This is a genomic window from Metabacillus rhizolycopersici, from assembly GCF_020075705.1.
The window spans coordinates 1-18689 of record NZ_JAIQUM010000085.1; the positions used below are offsets into that span (position 1 = coordinate 1).

An 18689-nucleotide genomic window follows, 5' to 3' on the forward strand; every position below is an offset into this window, starting at 1 on the left:
GATATCCAAGCTCTCCTTCTTGATATTCTCGAACTACCATAATCTTAAATTCATCACTATATTTAGTCATAAATAAACACCCCAAAGGTTAGATTTTCAACTCTAACTTTTGGGGTGCATCACATTCTTATGCTTGAACTAAGGGTTTTTACTTGTCTTCAAATTCGTTAATTGAAGCTAAAATTCCTTCGAAGAAAAAGGTAAAAAGAATTTCACCCCACGCTTATTAAAAGGTAAAGCCTTCATATCGGCAACTAAATGACTAATATAGCCAATGAAACATGTAAGAAAGACCCCTTCTATTTCAAGAGACGCTTCTAAATAATGAGCAATGAAGGCAAAGTAGGCAATCCCTAAGAGTGAATGAGTATAGCTTCGATGTGAAACAAAAGAAGCAATGATGATATAGATACCGAGCAGAAGTAGCCAGATTTCTTGTAAGGAAAATCCACCTGCAAGCACTCCTAAACCAGTAATTGTCAGCATATGCCTCTGCTTAATGTAAGAAGCAATCACGATGATGGCGACCCCGGCGCAAATCCCCAGCCATCTCTCTGTTCCCGTTTCTTCCACTAGTATGTAGACAATCATCATGAAACCAATTAATTGTGCAACCGATCGGATTAACGTATGCGAAAGTGTAATTTTGTTGCTTAATTTCCCATCAATATCGATGTCAGGCAATAGTCCAGCTAATCCTCCCATTCCTACAAGTAACAATGTTGTAGTTGGATCAGCTTGAACTGACTGGGCAACGACAAACCCGGCCCCAGCACCAATGGTTGCATGTGCAGTTCCATTCAATTTTCCCACCTATTTCTATGTAAAGTTTACATTCAAGATTCTAGTATACATCAAATTTTGCGGGACTAAGGTAGTGTTTTTCCAAAAACACTTGTAAAATGGACAATAGTTTCATGATTACCAAACGATTCTTTCTGAAATTCCCCAATCAATCTTACACGAGAACAAAAGCGCTGGAGCTGAACAATTCTCGAAGCCTAAACTTATAAATTCTGATATGATAAAAAATCATCATTTTATCGATAGGAAGTGAGGAACGACACATGCTTTCCTTTACAGAAAGAACAATCACTATTATCAAAAACATCCCACCAGGAAAAGTCATGACATATGGGCAAATTGCAAAGTATGCAGGAAGTCCGCGGGGCGCAAGACAGGTAGTACGAATCCTTCACTCCATGAGTGCAAAATATCATCTTCCTTGGCACAGGGTCATAAATTCAAAAGGAGAAATTAGTTTTAAGGATGATGACGCATTTTCGGCACAAAAGCAATTCCTTGAGGATGAAGGCATTGTTTTTACCAAAAAACATGTCATTGACCTAAAAGCCTATCAATATCATCCAATTGAACTGGATGAAGACATATTTTAATCTCCTTAAGGTCATGTATGAAGGATTCAATACTACTTAAAAAAACCTTAGTCCAACCTACCGGACTAAGGGCTTTTTGAGTACAACGAAACTATTTGGAAAGCAAAACTTATCAGGCTCTTTTGGGCAGCTATCCCCCATCTTTGCTTCTTTGTGATTCACTAAAAGCTCTAAGGTGGGGGTATTACTGTCTGTTAAAGCGGGATAAATTATTCGTCTTTATTATCTCTGTCACCAATATCTTGTGGATCTTCAATAGCATCCTCTGGGTCTGGATCTGCATCATTTTCATCATCATCCATAATCGTATCATTTTCGTCTACACCAGGTACATTGTCTCCATTTTCTATTACATCATCATCTGGTGGTGCTGGATCAGGATCAGCATTACAACCTACCGATATCATTGCAGCTAATAAAATACTTGTTATCATGAGAAACCATTTTTTATTCATGGTCATTCCCCTTTCAAATTAATATGTAAATCTTAGCTTAACATTCCCTATATAAATGATATTATGCATTTTATGAGGGTAAAAATAAGAAACCCCTAACTAATGTCAGAAGGGATTAAAAAGAAAATAATTTTTTATGAAAAAACAGAGATAGTCTACCTACTATTTTTCTCCCACTCAGTGAATAATCCAGTCCCATTGCATAAATGACAATCAACGGTATTTCCAACATATGGACTAGTTATGACAGCAAATCCTTTCCCACGGCATATTGGACACTTTCCCTGTTCTCTCATTTTATCTAGATGTTTTTGTTTCTTAGCATGATACCAGTCAGTTAAAAACTTAAATAATTTCACCCGAATCACACTCCATCCTATAGATTAATACAATATATTCAGTTGTTAAGGACAAGGTGAAAAATAAACATCAAATTTCTATATTTATTTTCCCTTCACTTTTACACGCCCGATTTCTACAAGTTTTTCCACACCTAGCGCTTCTTCTTTTTGTTGGACTTGAGAGTTTTGTTTATTAGATGGATTGCGAAAATAGCCCATACAGTAATTTAATCCATTTATCCCCAGTTGAATATCCGATTACCATCTACTTTTGTATACAAAAACAGAAAACTGTTGATTAAATGTGGATAAATTGTGAACATCACTTCAAAAAACATTCGACAAATATATATTTTTTTTTGTAAATTCCTACACTTTCAACTAATAAAAGGATAAAGAAATGTTGTATTTATCATAATTTTGTCGAGGCTAATCTAAAATAGGCGTAATATTTTGATTATTTTATTGTATGAAGTTTGTTAACATAAAACCTGTTGATTCATATTGAAAGAGACAACTAGAGGAGGAGCCCAATGGAAGAATTAGTTCTTGCAGTAAGTCATGAAGAGGATAATAATCCAAGTTCAATTAATGATGAAGAGTTAGAATATTTTTATAAGCTCTGGGAAGAGGATCGCTTATAAAAATATTTTAAATGATTCATTCACCAGTAAGAATGCCCGTCTGTTGGTTAGTTGTACATTAACCAAGTTTATCCCCTACTTATCACTATCTCGATACCCTATAGGCGTGTAGTCGGGGTATTGCTTCTCGTTAAATTATGCTAAAAAATAACAATTGAATTTCAGGAGGAACTATGTCGAAAAAACAATGTATTGCTTTGCTTTTGGCTGGAGGAAGAGGAAGCAGATTAAAAAGCCTAACAGAAAATTTAGCTAAACCTGCCGTGCCATTCGGAGGAAAATATCGCATTATTGATTTTACATTAAGTAATTGTAAAAATTCTGGCATTGATACAGTTGGAGTTTTAACACAGTACCATCCTCATGTTTTGCAAAATTACATTGGAGATGGAAGGGAATGGGACTTAAACAGAAGAGACGGAGGTTTAAGTATTCTTCCGCCATATCAATGTGAAAATGGTGAACGGTGGTATGAAGGGACTGCACATGCAATTTATCAAAATAGGCACGTAATCGATCAATATGATCCAGAAAATATCCTAGTTATTTCTGGAGATCATATTTATAAAATGGATTACAATAAAATGCTTCAACAGCATATTCATACATCAGCAGATGCTACAATTTCTGTAAAAGAAGTTCCATGGAATGAAGCAAGCAGATTCGGTATCATGAAAACAAATGAAAATACCGGACAAATTGTAGATTTTGAAGAGAAACCAAAAAACCCTTCTTCAAACTTGGCATCGATGGGGATTTATATATTTAATTGGAAAAAACTAAAGAGGTATTTGGAACAAGAAGAAAAGAACCAATTCTCATCTAAGGATTTCGGTAAGGACATCATTCCCGCTATGCTCCATGACAATAACAAACTAATTGCCTATGAATTTAATGGGTATTGGAAAGATGTTGGAACGATTGATAGCTTTTGGGAAGCAAATATGGATTTACTAAATAAGGAATCGAATATTTTCTTAAATAATAAAGAATGGAAAGTTTATACGGTTGAACAAACATATCCTCCTCAATATATCGACAATCATGCCAAAGTAAAGAAAGTCCTTATCAGTGAAGGATGCGAAATTTATGGAACCGTTGAAAACTCGGTTCTTTCCAGCGGTGTAAAAATCGGGGAAGGAGCAATCATAAAGGATTCCGTTATTTTACCAAATGCAGTGATCGGTAAAAACGTCCGAATTGAAAAAGCAGTGGTTGGTCCCGGAGTCGTAATAGAAGATGATTTGGCCGTCGTTTCAAAGGGATCCTCTAAAGACATTACCTTAATCGGTAAGTCTATCCTCAAACAAGACGATAAGATTGTTTTAAATCATGTTATTTAAAGAACAAAAGTGCAAGCGCCTCGATCAGCCTCGGGCAAATAAGACGATCAGGAATAGAAGGTGTTTTTTACCTTCAATTCCTGATTGGCTGTAGACCCAAATGGGGCCGGACGCTTACGCTGGATGTCGGGCGCTTATTCACAGTTCAAGAATTTTATAGTACGCTATAACATTAAAAAGGTAGGGCAAAGATCAAACTTTGCCCTACCTTTTTCCCTTTCGCATCAAGAAGTACTCAATGTTCCTGGTGTTTATTTCACGTTACTTTACGACCCATTCATTTCACTGTTGTTGTTTTTATATTAGTTATTAATTCTGATGTAGCTTCATCTAATTCCCTTAAATAATTATCTATATTACTACGATTTCCACTATTTACAGCACGAATAACTTCTCTTGAGAGCACATGTATCTTTTTATGTGATTCATACAAATTTACGACCATATCATCAGATGGATTAGACTGTTTTGCATTTTTTAAATATTTCCCTAAAGTACAAGTAGTATGATCTGGTACATCATTTTCATCAAGTTTTACAAAACCACAAACCGCATTATAAGCTTTCCATTTCCATAATAAATGTTCGGCAGCAACTGGAATTAACATTTGATTTCCTTTAAAATCTTTATAATAAGGCAGAGCTGTGTTTCTAAGGTTCTCAAGTTTCGTACTTATCGTATAAATACTTTGACCTGTTCTCATACAAACTTCACTTAACATTTGTGTTTGATAATTGATTTCACTTATCCTTGCAGTTACTTCTTGAGTTGTTGCAGATTGTTGTTCTACATTAGCTGATATGCTTTCAAAGACCGAGCTAATACCTTCTAAAGACCCTTCCATCTTATCCATTGATACTACTGCTTGATTAATGTGTTCTTTACCTTTAGTAAACACTTGAACGGCTGCAATCATAGCATGTTCTGAATCTCCAATTTCTTCTCTTAACTTTTTAACCATATCCTTTATATAATTCGCTGAATCCTTTGTATTCTCTGCTAATTTTTTAATTTCCTTCGCAACTACAGCGAAACCTCGGCCTGCTTCCCCTGATCTTGCTGCTTCTATACTAGCGTTTAATGCTAACAGATTCGTTTGTGCTGCAACTTCGTTAATAATATTTACTACCGAATCAATTTCTTTTGTACCTTCAACAACATAATGCATTTTATCTTGAACATTATTAATCTCTTCAAATGATTTATTAATAAATTGAAAAGACTTATTAATCGTCTCAAGTGAATTTGTAGATATTGAAAGAGCATCATTCGTAGTCGTTAAGGAAGTTTGAGAAAAGTTAGCTATTTCTTCAATGGCATGACTCATCTCTTCGCTACTAGCTGCTATTTCTTCTACTGATTCTTTTTGAATCGATATCTTATCTACCATATCTTTTACATAATCCATTTGAGTGACAAATTCGATAATCTCACTATTTAGCAAAAATTGTTCTCTCACTTGGGAATTTTTCAATTCAAGAATCTTATTAATCATTTCCTCTACTTCATTATTCCCTTGTAAATACACATCACCAGATAACCCGTAGTTTGCATTTATTTCATAAATTTTTTCTAACTGATTAACTAAATTCCTTGTGAACACTTCTTCCTGCTTTAGATCTTTATTTTTGTTAAAATTAAACATAATTTCCTCCACTATAGTGTAATCGATTTCATAAATACCAAGAAATGAAACCGGATACAAATAAACTCAAATACTGAAATTGTGAGTGAATAAATAATTTGTTAGTAGAATATCACCCGACATTAGTTCAGTCAATATCATTCTTGAAAGCATTGTAAACTGCTGACAATCCATTCATCCCCGTCGTTATTTGTTAAATTAAGAATAATCCTATCTATTTATTAAACAATCTGAAGATATATGTAGATTAATTTTTTGTTGTTTTTGGCAGGAAATCTCCAACCTTTCCTAAAACTAATAAAGAGGACAAAAAGCAGTTTATTAAATTAGAGGAAAGGTGGTCGTTGTTTATGAGAGACGATATGACCTTACAAAAAATCGCAGAAGGGATTCCCAAATCATTACTAAATGCCTCTGATAAAGACTTAGAAGGATTCCAAAGAATCATTGAAGAAACGATTAAATTAAGGGAAGGACATAGAAATTTACAGCAAATGATCAAAAGCTTTTCTACATCGGGAATTCAGCGTACTTAATAGTTGAAACGGATTAAAAGTTCGAGAGCTTTCTAGATAAAATCACTATCCTTAGTGAATGAATCTACACAAGCTCTTTTTCATGCCTTCTTCTAGAACAGGTCATTAAAAAATGACTTACCCAAAGGCAAGTCGAATCATTTTAAAAGATAAGTGAGACTTCCATCGTTTTCGAGTTTCTTTATCCCCACTTAGACTTCCTCGATTAGGGGGTTTTACTACCCGTTATTCTGCGATAAATAGCAAAATCAAACTGCTACTTCGAGACATTACCACCACGTCCATTTATCCCAGCTATTTTCTTTCTCATCATTCCATGCATAATTGTCTTTGTGGTTATTATACTTATCTTTGTCTTTATCCTCACCACAGTACCAATCTCTCCAAATATCAATTGATTCTTGACAAGAGTTACCTTTTTTATAGCATCCATCCCAATACTTATCCCACTCTTTATCCTTATCCCACTTATTATTGAATTCATATTGAATCACTTGATGATGAACATCTCTTGGCTCGACTCGTCATCAATGTTTTGGTTATCGCAATTTTTTATTATTTTAGTTGGTTCTATAGTTATTGTAAGTTGTTTTTTTCAAAAATATAAAAGCGACTTCAAGTAGTCGAATTTACCTAACTTTTCAAATAAAGCTTAAAATTATTTGAATTCCATACTTGTACCTTACGAAACGATAGCTGCTTTCATAAAATGAAGTATCACATAATAAAGGTGGTGAACTTTATGGGTGGTCACAATTTTGGTAGCAGTTTCGCTTTAATCGTTGTTTTATTTATCCTTTTAATCATTGTTGGTTCAGCATTTGTTTACTAAGATTTCGAGCATAATTCCCCTCTTCATCCCCTAATACCCATCACACCTTATTCTGTCTATAGAAAGGGCGAATCTCCTCGCTCTTTCTTTTTATTTATTCCAGTTAGCAAATGCCATGTTTTATAGTTTACTAAACGACAGAAAGACGTCCATCCCTCTAGTTGAAGAAGGGGATGAACGTCTTTTTTGACTTCATTTAGTTAGATCCAGTATTAGCTAATACTGATTCCTTTTGGCTTTTCTCAGACTTTGATTTTTGATTCTTAGCTTGTTTTAATTTTGCTAATCCTATCACAGCTACGATGACTAAAATCTCAAATCCATATTTTACAAATCCATTAGCGAAAATTCCACTTAAGAAACCTTCCCCAACGATCATTTTTGATGCTGTCCAAGCTAAGATCGCAGCACCAATTGTAATAATAATTGGGTAACGGTCGATCCATTTTAAGATAATTGTACTCCCCCACATAACCACTGGAACAGAGATTAATAATCCAAGTACGACAAGTGTCATGTTACCATGTGAAGCACCTGCAACTGCTAATACGTTATCTAGACCCATTAATGTGTCAGCAATAAGAACAGTACGAAGTGCTGCCCAAAAGTTAGCTCCAGCTTTCACATCACCATGATCACCGTCATCAACAAGCAATTTGTACGCAATGATGATTAATAAAAGACCTCCGACTAAATGCAAACCAGGAATTTCCAATAACCAAACAACTGCTAGTGTTGCTACAACTCGAATCGCAATAGCACCAACTGAACCCCATAAAATTACTTTCTTCTGCTGTTGTTTCGGCAGGTTTCTTGCTGCAAGCCCAATCAGGATGGCATTATCTCCAGCTAAAACTAAATCAATCATTATTATCGCTAAAAGTGCAGTTAAAAATTCCATTTCCATTTGTATACCCCCTATAAAAATTATATTTTACTATTTTCAAATAGTTATAAATTCAAAAATAGTTATTTCAACAAAAATAAAGAGACCTTTGCCATAGTGGCAAAGGTCTCGCTAAGCACAAAATGTGCCAACAAAGCCGATGAACTAAGTTCATGTAATGACGACTTTGTTTCAGGATTATCCTGACGCTACTCCCCTTTACGGTGGAAGTTAACTTTATTTCGTTCTTTTGATATTGTTTATTATACTGCAACATATAGGCATATGTCTATACTTTTTGTTAATCAATCTTACAAAAAGTGGGTGATTCATTCTAAATTACCACAAGGACTTTCCTTAGATAAGTACTTTTATTCTATATATTTAAGCCAATGGCAACTGAAGAGATATCATTGTCTGCTCTCCAGAACTTTCCTTTAAAGACATATCCCCACCTTGCGCCTTTGCTAAAAGCAAACTAAATGATAGTCCTAGACCAAGACCTCTTTCAACATGCTTTTTATTTTCACCACGATAAAATCGTTCAAAAATAAATGGCTGATTTTGTTTAGGAATACCATACCCATTATCGATTACATCCAAAGAAATAAATGAACCCTCTCGATAAAGCTCTACAGAAATTCTTCCCATTTCCCTTCCCTTTACTGCATGAAGACTATTGTTTAATAAGTTCACTAAAATTTGTTGTAGCCTGACATGGTCACCTAGTGCTATAAGCTTTTCTTCATGAGTAGTAAACGTAAGTTTTATCTGTTCCAATTGAGCTTGATGAACAATTTCCCATTGATAAACGATTTCTTTCACTACACGGCATATATCGATTTCTTCTATATTTACTTTAATGGAACCCGCACTAAAGCTATTGAAATCTAATAAATCCTCTACCATACTTTGTAGCCTTTTCGCTTCCCTTAATGACATTTGCAAAAACTCTTTTTTACGATCCACTGAAACAACATCATCATTTACTGCTTGAATTAGTGCACTAACAGAAGTAATTGGTGTTTTTAATTCATGTGTCACACCTGCTAATAATTCAGTCCTTAACGATTCAAGCTGCTGAAGGCGATGGGCCATTTCATTAAAAGAGACAACAAGTTGATGCAATTCTTTTTCTTGAACATCCTCATTCAACTCAATATCATAATTCCCTCTCATTAGCTCTCCTGCTGCTTCTGCCACTTGTTCAACAGGTTTAGCTAATTTCCTCGATAACGAATAAATGACAAACCATCCCAAAAGAGCTAGCCCGAAAAGAAGTAATGCTAGTAACTCATACTCTTCCTTATTTATATTTGTTAAATTTGGAATCGGTTGAATGATAAACACTGCCCCAATGGTCTCTTCTTCATAAACAATTGGGGAAATAACAGCATAAGCCGTACGATCATGATTTGAGGAAATTTTCTCTACCGTGATCTCCTCTGGTATTTCCATTAACTCAATTAGCTTCCTATTTTGCCCCTCATTTCCTAGACCTGGGCCCCTTGGACCTGGTGACAGCAGATTGCCCTCTTTCGTTTTGATATAGAAATGTAACGGCTCCCTATTGTTTAGGAATCTCTCCCGTTCTTCTAGAATAAATGGAAGTTGTGGACTTACGACAATACCTCCATTCTCATCAACAGATCGATCTGAAAGTTCTTGCGCAACTAATTTTGTTAATGCTAACTTGCTTTCAATCGTAGTGTGTCTTATCCAAAATATTGATACGATCGCGATTAGAATAAGTCCAATAACTAAAGTAAGTAAATACCTTCTTGTCCAATAATAGAGTAGTGGGGTTTTAGCCTTTTTTCTATTTAACATAGAATTGGTAACCCAAGCCACGAAGTGTTTTAATCTCTCCATCCGCCTTATCCCACCCACTTAATAATTTACGAATTCGCTTAATTGCAAGATCAACAGCACGATCACTTCCTTCATAATCATACCCCCACACATTTTCGATTAACTGTTCTCTTGTGAATGTATGGTTGGGGTTTTCTGCCAAAAAAAGAAACAATGAAAGATCTCTCGGAGTAAATTGTATTTCTACTCCATTTAAAAAAACCTGATGAGCACGCAAATTGATTTTCAATGTGCCATATAGTTTTACTTGTTCTGCTTCTTCTAGTTGCGGTGATCTTCTTAAAACGGCACTCACTCTGGCCAGTACTTCCTCGGCAACAAATGGCTTTGTGATGTAATCATCTGCTCCTCCATCGAACCCTTGTAATTTTTGATTCATATCTGATAATGCAGTGATCATGATAACCGGACAGGAGCTTTTTTCGCGAATTTTTTCTAATACTCGAAAGCCATCGAGTTGTGGCATCATAACATCTAATAATATAAGGGCTGGCTTCACTTCTTCAGCTTTTTGTAAAGCCTCAATGCCATTGTAGGCGTAGTGAACAGCATATCCCTCTTTTTCTAGGTATGCACCTAACACCATTGAAATCGCGATTTCATCTTCGACAACTAAAATTGTTTTCATAGCATTTTTCCCTTTTTTCTTTTGATTATAACGTAACTTTATACAAAACGAATATGAACTATTCATGCAAACATTTGAACTGAAGGAAAACATGGAGTTAACCTACAAGACTCATTCCAATGAGGGGTGGCACAAGCTTGCTTTACATTAAGTTTTTGAAGCACACACTAGTCTTTTTACAAGCTATTTTAAATTTAGGTAGTTAGCGGGTTCCGTCCCATTTCCTTTATAGAAAAAAGGAGTATGACCATCTAAATTTGTCATCCTCCTCTAAATGTAACTCTTTATTGTCTTAATGCTTCTAACGGACTTAAGTTTGCTGCTTTGTTGGCTGGGAAAATTCCAAAGGCAACTCCAATGATGATGGAGAAACTTACTGCAACACCTACCGCCAGCCAAGATATTGATACAGCCATGTCTAATATGGAAGAAAGCACCTCTGCACTTCCAATTCCGATCAGGACACCGAGTAATCCACCAAGACCACTTAATACTATTGCTTCTATTAAAAATTGCGTTAGTATATCTTTCTTTTTCGCACCAATTGCTTTACGAATTCCGATTTCTCTCGTTCTTTCTGTTACAGATACTAACATAATATTCATAATTCCAATCCCACCGACAATGAGAGAAATACTAGCAATACCTGCAAGCAAGAGTGTCATTGTGTCTGTTACGGATGATAATGCATCTGAAATATCTGATTGATTACGAACATTGTAGCTCGTTTCATCTCCACTAAATTGGTTGTATAAGAAACGTTCCATTTTTGCCATCCCAATTTCAACTGTATCTTCAGAGGCCATTTTAACATCAACTGAATTAATAACTGTTTGACCTAAGAAGCGTTGTGCTGTTGTAAAAGGTATAAGAACCATATCGTCTACAGAACCTTGTAGCTCTTCACCTTGTTCTGCAAGAACACCGACTACTTTAAACGTCGATCCATCTAACTTAACTTCATTCCCAACAGGGCTCGTAAAGCCAAATAACTCTGTAGCTACGTTTGAACCTAATAATACGATTTTATTGCGGTTTTCCTGGTCTATATCTAAAATAAAACGACCAGAGCTAACTGTTGTATCCTTGACATTTTGATAAGTTGGTGTTACCCCACTAATAGAGACACTATCCATGCTTGTTGTTCCATTTTTCACTGTACCACTTCCTGAAACAGTTGGCGACACAGCTTCTACTTCTGAGTATTCCTCAAATGCCATCACTTCATCATAATCAACGACTTCTTCGCTACTTGAATTCCCTTGAATATTGACGGACACCATTGTCGTTCCTAATGATGATACATCTTCGGAAACGGATTGTGAGGCTCCCTGACCTAGCGAGACCAGGGCGATAACTGCTGAAACCCCGATGATAATACCTAACATCGTTAAAAAAGCTCTTAGTTTATTTATCACGATATTTTTAATTGCAATTTTAATGGCTTGACCTAGCTTCAATGGACCACCACCTCCCTTGTTTCTGAAATTTTGCCATCTTGAATTCGAATGACACGCTTCGCTTGTTTGGCAACTTCTAAATCATGTGTAATTAAGATGATCGTATGACCTTGGCTATTTAATTCTTTTATCAAATTCATGACCTCAATGCCCGTTTTACTATCTAATGCCCCTGTTGGTTCATCAGCAAGTAGAATCGGCGGATTCCCAGCAAGCGCGCGGGCAATCGCCACACGCTGCTGCTGTCCTCCAGATAATTCGGTTGGTCGATGGCCAGCACGTTCAGTCAAACCAACCTTTTCCAATGCACCCATCGCAATTTCTTTTCTACTATTACTATTTAAACCTCGATAAATGAGAGGAAGTTCTACATTTTCATATGCAGACTGTTTCTGCAATAGATTAAATGATTGAAAAATAAACCCGATTTTCTGATTACGCACATCTGCTAATTGCCTTTGCTTTAGTGAAAATACATCTTGCCCATCAAGGTAATATTCACCATCGTCTGGGACATCAAGGCAGCCAATCATATTCATAAGAGTTGATTTTCCAGAACCTGATGGACCAATAATCGCGATGAAATCTCCTTTGTTTACAGAAAAACTGACATCATCTAACGCTTTTACGATTTCTCCTCCAAGCGTATAATATTTGCTTACATTTCGAATCTCGACAATGCGCTGTTCTTCAATCATTGACCCATGCCTCCTCGATTTCCACCTTGTCCCGTACCACCTTGAGGCATTTGTCCTCTGTCTGGCATCTCTCCACCCGGGAATCCTCCTTGCATCATTTCTCTCATATCACTCTCAGAATCATCACTTGATTGAAGTGTAGGTAATATGACAACTTCTCCCTCATTTAGACCACTAACAATTTCAGCTACTTCTTCATTTTGTAGACCAACTTCTACTGTTTTTCCTGTTCCTTGTGGTGTAGAATTTGCTTCCCCGCTTGTCTCAGAATCTAAGCCTGATTGTTCATTTGTACTTCCTTCTGTAGACTCCTGAACTTGCACATAATATTGATCACCTTTTGTTTGAACAGCTTCAATTGGAACCGTTATGACATTTTCCTTACTTTCCGTTGTAATGATCGCCTCTGCTGTCATTCCTACTTTTATATTTTCTGGTTCATTAATTGTCACATTTACTGCGTATTGAGCAACACTACTTCCTTCTGATGTGTTTGCTTCTTTCGACACACTTGTTACAGTACCAGTGAATTCCGCATCAGGTAACGCACTTATATCAATCTGTGCAGTTTGTCCAACTTTCACCTTAGAAATATCTAGCTCATCAACATTTACAACCATTTGTAGATTGTTATAATCTGTTACTGCGATCATTTCAGTTCCCATCGAAACTGTACCCTCTTCTTCAACATTTAACGTTGTAATTTCTCCTGAAAACGGCGCTTCAATTGGATCTAGATCGTCATCTTCAAATGTGATTAAGTCGTCGCCTTCTTCGACCGTATCACCAACTGCAACTAATACCTCTTCAACAACAGCATTATTTTCTTCAGCTAGGATTGTTTCCTCATTAATAGTAGAAATGCTCCCAGTTCCACTTACCGTTACTTCAACATTTTCTAATTCTGCGACTGCAGTTTGTGTTTCCATTAAAGGTGCATTTGCTTCTTCTTTTTCACTATTAAAAATTCCATACGCTGTTGCTCCCCCAGCAATTACAACTATGAGCACTACGACACTTATCAACCATTTTTTCATTATTTTCTTCCTTCCTTGTTAAATATGATTAGTAAATTTAGAAACTTGTAATGTCAAAAACAATTCAGTTCTTGAAAATTTCCTCCTTAACTTGTTTCATCTATTTTTTTGTTTTTACTTACGCTTGCTATTTACATTGAATAGAATAAATCTTGAATGTGTCAGGTAAATGTCAGAATGAAAAATGTTAATTTTAAAAACACAAAAAACCTTAGCCCTATGATTAGAGCTAAGGTTTTAGAGAGTATTAAATTATACCTGAAAAGAGAGGTTCCTCCATTTACTTAATGACAAGATTTGGCTTCTTAACTAAACTATGTCTGCCATCAACAAATTTAACCGTACCTGATTTCGCCCTAAGTACAAGAGTTTGAGTCGTTCCTATATTTCCTTTGAATTGTACACCCTTTAATAACTCTCCATCAGTCACTCCTGTTGCGGCAAAAATCGCATCGTCACCAACAACTAAATCTTCCATTCTCAAAATTTTATTCACGTCAATTCCCATTTAAATGCTTACAATTTTATTTTCCTGGAAGTTTTCGGATATTCGTTTAATTATATGTAATATTCTATAAATTCTTAATATAAATATATTTTTTTTGTTTATCTAATCTAGTATGACTTCCAACAGTTGGGGTACCCTTTCATACAGGATAAACTATTTGATGCAAAAGGAACTAGTCATATTAAAACCCATTGTAGTCGTTTTCTACATCTTACAGCTACCACATTTCCCCTTGTCTAGTAAGGTGGCTTAAACTATATATGACATTTGTCATACTTTGCATATGACACCTATATCTGCAACAAGTTGGATAATACCTTTATAATACGAATTACCAATGAAGAAGGGAATTAAAAGATGACTAATCAATTACAAAAAAACTTACGCAAACAAGTTTCTCCATATGAAAAATCAAATACAAAAGACAGCATAAAACAGCTTATTAATACAATAGGACCTTTTCTTATTCTCTGGATCCTTGCCTATCAAAGTTTATCAATTTCTTATTTCCTAACTTTAGGGCTTGCAGTAATTGCTGCTGGATTCTTAGTTCGAATTTTCATCATTTTTCACGATTGTTGCCATTACTCATTCTTCAAAAATAGGACAGCAAATAAAATTCTTGGAACGATAACAGGGGTATTAACTTTATTCCCCTATAGTCAATGGCAGCATGATCATTCGATTCATCACGCAACAAGTAGTAATTTAGATAAACGTGGGACTGGTGACATCTGGGTACTAACGGTTGATGAATATTTGTCAGAGCCTCTTTGGAGGAAAATCGCTTATCGCCTTTATCGAAATCCGTTCGTCATGTTCGGTTTAGGTCCAATTTACACGTTCCTAATTATGAATCGATTTAACAAAAAAGGTGCAAGAAAGAAGGAACGTATTAACACCTATATTACAAATCTTTCAATCGCTGCTTTGATAGGTATTTTGTGTTGGACACTTGGTGCCTGGTCTTTTCTATTAGTACAAGGTCCAATTTTTCTGATTTCAGGTTCACTCGGTATTTGGCTTTTTTATGTCCAACATACATTTGAGGATTCATATTTTGAAGAAAACGAAGACTGGGATTATGTGAAAGCTGCTGTGGAAGGAAGTTCATTTTATAAGCTTCCAAAACTGTTACAATGGCTAACAGGAAATATCGGTTACCACCACGTACATCATTTAAGTCCTAGAGTACCAAACTATAAACTTGAAGAGGCGCATAACAATACACAACCTTTACAAAACGTGCCGACTATTACATTATCGACAAGTTTGAAATCACTTAAATTCCGTCTATGGGACGCTAAAAACAAACAGTTTGTTGGCTTTAACCATTTATCTAAAAATAACGAGTAACATTTCATCGATGGGTGAACTGTTTTCAAACCACTCTAATCAGCTTATCCATACAAAGTAAAGGCTTATTATGATAAAATTTCATTAAATAGTAAACAAAGGATGTTTCCTAAACCTTTGTTTACTATTTAAATAAAGTCAATCACACTTGGTATGATATTAGCTCTTGATAAGAGAGCACTGCGTAGAGACTAAGAAGCAATCGGCAAATCACCGGTTGCTTTTGTTTACATGTTTCTTTTTTTGTTAATATCCACAATACCTTAAGTAGGTGCCTATACTAAAAAAGAGGGTTTGTTTATGAAAAGAAAGTTTGTAATCTTTCAGAAAAGTAATGGCCTTTCTCCTTATTTCTGGGCTTTTCTTAGCATTTTACCGTTTTATTTTATTTTCCAATCATCCTCTACATTCGAAATCGTGATAGGTATATTGTTGACAATATTATTCTTTATCACCTATCGGATTGCTTTTATATCAAATGGATGGTCCGTCTATTTATGGACATCTATCCTTTTTAGTATTTCCTTTATATCGACATATCTTTTCAACTATATTTATTTCGCTTTTTATATCGCCTACTTGATTGGCAATATAAAAAAACGGATACCTTTTATTACGTTATATATCATTCATATCGTGAGTACGATCGCTTCTATCAACCTAAATATCGTACTTAAGGAAGAACTATTTTTAAATCAGTTACCATTTGTGATTATGCTCTGCATTAGTATCATTCTTCTGCCATTTAGCATTTATAACCGGAATGAACGTGGAGAGCTCCAAGAAAAGCTAGAAGATGCTAACAAACGGATTTCCGAACTTGTTAAGCTAGAGGAACGTCAGCGAATTTCTCGTGATCTTCATGATACATTGGGACAAAAACTCTCTTTGATTGGATTAAAAAGTGATTTAGCGAGGAAATTAATTTACAAAGACCCCGAACAAGCCAGAAATGAATTAAAAGACGTACAGCAAACCGCGAGAACGGCGTTGAATGAAGTAAGGAAGATGGTATCACAAATGCGAGGAATTCGAGTGAAAGAGGAAATGATTCGCGTTAAACAAATACTCAAAGCAGCTCAAATTCATATAGTAATTGAAAAAGAATCAACCCTAACAAACGTTCCCCTGCTAACCGAAAATATTCTCAGCATGTGCTTAAAAGAAGCTGTGAACAATGTCGTTAGACACAGTAATGCCTCTACTTGTTACATCTCTATCGACCAGTCGCGAAAAGGCATCGAAATCATTATTCGTGATGACGGTATCGGCAAGTTAACGAAAAATAATTTAGTTAAAGGAAACGGACTGACTGGAATGAAAGAACGGCTAGAATTTGTTAATGGAAATCTTGAGATTTTTTCTAAGGAAGGAACAACTTTACTTATAAAGGTACCGAATGTCGTAAAGCAAACAGATAAGGAGGAGCTTTTATGATTCGAATTGTTATTGCAGAAGATCAGCAAATGCTATTGGGAGCCTTAGGTTCACTCCTAAATTTGGAAGAAGATATGGAAGTAGTCGGAAAGGCAAGCAATGGAGAAGAGGCCCTCATCCTTGTACAACAACACCAACCGAATGTTTGTATCATGGATATTGAAATGCCTGGGATGAGCGGGCTCGAGGCCGCAGAAAAGCTAAAGGACGTTGGCTGTAAGGTCATCATTTTAACAACCTTCTCTCGCTCAGGCTATTTCCAGCGCGCTTTAAAGGCTGGTGTTAGCGGTTATTTATTGAAAGACAGTCCGAGTGAAGAATTAGCCAGCTCAATCCGCAGCATTATCGCAGGAAGACGGATTTATGCACCAGAACTGATGGATGACGTTTACAGTGAAGAAAATCCTCTCACTGAACGAGAAAAAGAAGTACTAGAGCTTGTAGCCGATGGGAAAAACACAAAAGAAATTGCTGACCAGCTCAGTATTAAAACTGGAACAGTCCGCAACTACATTTCAACGATATTAGAAAAACTTGACGTGAAGAACCGGATAGAAGCTATCACACAATCGAAGGAAAAAGGTTGGTTTAAATAGAGGGTTGCCACCTTTGCAAATGGCTGTTGTCAATTTTCAAGCCATTACACTGATGGGATTCGAATCATCACTTATTCATAATGAAACAAACGCCCTACTCATCCACAGAGTTAGGGCGTTTTGCATCGTTAATCATTTCCTTGTAGAGGTCATGAACTTAACGTTTCGTTATAACATTCATCGCCTTCATTTGACCAAGATGATACGCCTCATGGAACATGACGAATTCAAACATCTCTCCGTATGTTTGAGGGTTACCGACTGGAAATTGAAAAGGGAGTTTTTCCGCAAGAAATTCTTCAGAAAGCTCATTTAGTCGTATCGCTTGCTTTTCAAGTGATTCAATTAATGCCGATAACGTCGGAACCTCTGCATTGCCCCAATCAGATGGCTTTGAGCCTGTTTTAAACATTGCATGATATGACTCAGGAATATTGTTTGAATGCTCTGGATAACCAAACATTAACCCCTCAGCACTTACCAATAAGTGTCCAACATGCCAGCGAATTGTGTTGTTAAATCCTTCTGGTTGCACATCAATTGTTTTTTCATCCAGTTTATTGACGAAACTGATTAAAGCTCCACGTGTTAATTCGGATTGTTTTGACATCAAAATTTCCTCCTTGGTAATATCATTTCCTGAATCAATTGTACAAAAAAAGCTTGGCAAAGGCCAAGCTTTTGATTGATTGATATTTTTGCATCCCTCTTTGAATCCGGTTACATTTTACTCCATTCTCCCAAGGACATCGTACAATATCCTCACCCTATATCTTAAACAATCTGATTCTATTAATCCTTTGCTAGATTCCTTTTCTGTTCTCTCATTTACTTAACCGGCAACAGAATCTCCTTTTTGCTTTGCCTTCTCTTTAATTGCCGCAATACCTGTTTGAATTTCTTCCATTTTCTTAGCATCTAGCTTATAGAATTTCATTGCAACAACTGAAATAACCAATCCAAGGGCTGGTAAACCGAATGCTAAAGCTAATGTCGCCATAAGTAATGGTTGTGTTAA

At 35.9% G+C, this 18689-nt stretch carries 19 protein-coding genes, 2 pseudogenes and 1 riboswitch; of the genes and pseudogenes, 7 read left to right on the plus strand and 14 right to left on the minus strand.

What is annotated here, in order from left to right:
- Nucleotides 1-177 precede the first annotated feature (177 nt).
- Nucleotides 178-804, minus strand: a complete 627-nt coding sequence (locus K9V48_RS23445; RefSeq protein WP_224141530.1) for a metal-dependent hydrolase — start codon at nucleotides 802-804, stop codon at nucleotides 178-180.
- 263 nt (nucleotides 805-1067) lie between these two features.
- On the opposite strand from K9V48_RS23445, the gene K9V48_RS23450 reads away from it, so the two are divergent.
- Nucleotides 1068-1397 carry an MGMT family protein gene (locus tag K9V48_RS23450; RefSeq protein ID WP_224141531.1) on the plus strand — a complete coding sequence of 110 codons (330 nt, stop codon included), beginning with the start codon at nucleotides 1068-1070 and terminating at the stop codon, nucleotides 1395-1397.
- Nucleotides 1398-1606: 209 nt separating this feature from the next.
- Here K9V48_RS23450 and K9V48_RS23455 read toward each other — a convergent pair whose 3' ends face one another.
- The gene (locus K9V48_RS23455; RefSeq protein ID WP_224141532.1) at nucleotides 1607-1852 is read right to left on the minus strand and encodes a hypothetical protein; all 246 of its coding nucleotides are present in this window, start codon (nucleotides 1850-1852) and stop codon (nucleotides 1607-1609) included.
- Nucleotides 1853-2007: 155 nt separating this feature from the next.
- Nucleotides 2008-2211: a methionine aminopeptidase gene (locus K9V48_RS23460; RefSeq protein ID WP_224141533.1), complete on the minus strand. Its 204-nt coding sequence runs from the start codon at nucleotides 2209-2211 to the stop codon at nucleotides 2008-2010.
- Between the two features lie 799 nt (nucleotides 2212-3010).
- Between K9V48_RS23460 and K9V48_RS23465 the strand changes: the two genes are divergently transcribed.
- Complete coding sequence (locus tag K9V48_RS23465; RefSeq protein ID WP_224141534.1) at nucleotides 3011-4180, plus strand: glucose-1-phosphate adenylyltransferase; 1170 nt, start codon at nucleotides 3011-3013, stop codon at nucleotides 4178-4180.
- A 277-nt stretch (nucleotides 4181-4457) separates the two neighbouring features.
- Here K9V48_RS23465 and K9V48_RS23470 read toward each other — a convergent pair whose 3' ends face one another.
- Nucleotides 4458-5825, minus strand: coding sequence for a methyl-accepting chemotaxis protein (locus tag K9V48_RS23470; RefSeq protein WP_224141535.1), 1368 nt, complete (start codon nucleotides 5823-5825; stop codon nucleotides 4458-4460).
- 350 nt (nucleotides 5826-6175) lie between these two features.
- Here K9V48_RS23470 and K9V48_RS23475 point away from each other — a divergent pair, with 350 nt between their 5' ends.
- Nucleotides 6176-6361, plus strand: a complete 186-nt coding sequence (locus K9V48_RS23475; protein WP_224141536.1) for a hypothetical protein — start codon at nucleotides 6176-6178, stop codon at nucleotides 6359-6361.
- A gap of 269 nt (nucleotides 6362-6630) precedes the next feature.
- On the opposite strand, the gene K9V48_RS23480 is transcribed toward K9V48_RS23475, so the two are convergent.
- Nucleotides 6631-6855, minus strand: coding sequence for a hypothetical protein (locus K9V48_RS23480; protein ID WP_224141537.1), 225 nt, complete (start codon nucleotides 6853-6855; stop codon nucleotides 6631-6633).
- Between the two features lie 248 nt (nucleotides 6856-7103).
- On the opposite strand from K9V48_RS23480, the gene K9V48_RS23485 reads away from it, so the two are divergent.
- Complete coding sequence (locus K9V48_RS23485) at nucleotides 7104-7193, plus strand: YjcZ family sporulation protein (protein ID WP_224141538.1); 90 nt, start codon at nucleotides 7104-7106, stop codon at nucleotides 7191-7193.
- A gap of 196 nt (nucleotides 7194-7389) precedes the next feature.
- On the opposite strand, the gene K9V48_RS23490 is transcribed toward K9V48_RS23485, so the two are convergent.
- From K9V48_RS23490 to K9V48_RS23520, 7 genes and pseudogenes are all read right to left on the minus strand, one after another.
- A complete protein-coding gene (locus K9V48_RS23490) occupies nucleotides 7390-8100 on the minus strand; it encodes a TerC family protein (RefSeq protein ID WP_224141539.1) in 711 nt (236 codons plus the stop codon).
- A gap of 113 nt (nucleotides 8101-8213) precedes the next feature.
- Nucleotides 8214-8309: riboswitch (yybP-ykoY riboswitch) on the minus strand.
- A 154-nt stretch (nucleotides 8310-8463) separates the two neighbouring features.
- Nucleotides 8464-9951 carry a sensor histidine kinase gene (locus tag K9V48_RS23495; protein ID WP_224141540.1) on the minus strand — a complete coding sequence of 496 codons (1488 nt, stop codon included), beginning with the start codon at nucleotides 9949-9951 and terminating at the stop codon, nucleotides 8464-8466.
- Complete coding sequence (locus tag K9V48_RS23500) at nucleotides 9899-10579, minus strand: response regulator transcription factor (protein WP_224141541.1); 681 nt, start codon at nucleotides 10577-10579, stop codon at nucleotides 9899-9901. Before K9V48_RS23500 ends, K9V48_RS23495 begins: the two co-directional genes overlap by 53 nt.
- Nucleotides 10580-10863: 284 nt before the next feature.
- Nucleotides 10864-12039 (minus strand): ABC transporter permease, encoded by a 1176-nt coding sequence (locus tag K9V48_RS23505; protein WP_224141542.1) that lies wholly within the window; start codon nucleotides 12037-12039, stop codon nucleotides 10864-10866.
- Nucleotides 12036-12737 carry an ABC transporter ATP-binding protein gene (locus K9V48_RS23510; RefSeq protein ID WP_263432929.1) on the minus strand — a complete coding sequence of 234 codons (702 nt, stop codon included), beginning with the start codon at nucleotides 12735-12737 and terminating at the stop codon, nucleotides 12036-12038. Before K9V48_RS23510 ends, K9V48_RS23505 begins: the two co-directional genes overlap by 4 nt.
- Nucleotides 12734-13774: an efflux RND transporter periplasmic adaptor subunit gene (locus K9V48_RS23515; protein ID WP_224141543.1), complete on the minus strand. Its 1041-nt coding sequence runs from the start codon at nucleotides 13772-13774 to the stop codon at nucleotides 12734-12736. The genes K9V48_RS23510 and K9V48_RS23515 overlap by 4 nt, the downstream gene beginning before the upstream one ends.
- Nucleotides 13775-14054: 280 nt before the next feature.
- Nucleotides 14055-14282, minus strand: a pseudogene (locus K9V48_RS23520) (fructose-bisphosphatase class II); the annotation flags it as partial.
- 357 nt (nucleotides 14283-14639) lie between these two features.
- Between K9V48_RS23520 and desA the strand changes: the two are divergent.
- From desA to K9V48_RS23535, 3 genes are all read left to right on the plus strand, one after another.
- Entirely contained in the window at nucleotides 14640-15638 is a 999-nt protein-coding gene (gene desA, locus K9V48_RS23525; RefSeq protein ID WP_224141544.1) for a Delta(5) desaturase DesA, read from the plus strand.
- A 300-nt stretch (nucleotides 15639-15938) separates the two neighbouring features.
- Nucleotides 15939-17075, plus strand: a complete 1137-nt coding sequence (locus K9V48_RS23530; protein WP_224141545.1) for a sensor histidine kinase — start codon at nucleotides 15939-15941, stop codon at nucleotides 17073-17075.
- Nucleotides 17072-17671: a response regulator transcription factor gene (locus K9V48_RS23535; protein ID WP_224141546.1), complete on the plus strand. Its 600-nt coding sequence runs from the start codon at nucleotides 17072-17074 to the stop codon at nucleotides 17669-17671. The genes K9V48_RS23530 and K9V48_RS23535 overlap by 4 nt, the downstream gene beginning before the upstream one ends.
- Before the next feature lie 157 nt (nucleotides 17672-17828).
- Here the strand turns inward: K9V48_RS23535 and K9V48_RS23540 are convergent, their stop codons facing one another.
- Together K9V48_RS23540 and K9V48_RS23545 are read right to left on the minus strand one after the other, a co-directional pair.
- Complete coding sequence (locus K9V48_RS23540; protein WP_224141547.1) at nucleotides 17829-18281, minus strand: DinB family protein; 453 nt, start codon at nucleotides 18279-18281, stop codon at nucleotides 17829-17831.
- Between the two features lie 222 nt (nucleotides 18282-18503).
- Nucleotides 18504-18689, minus strand: a pseudogene (locus K9V48_RS23545) (MFS transporter); the annotation flags it as partial.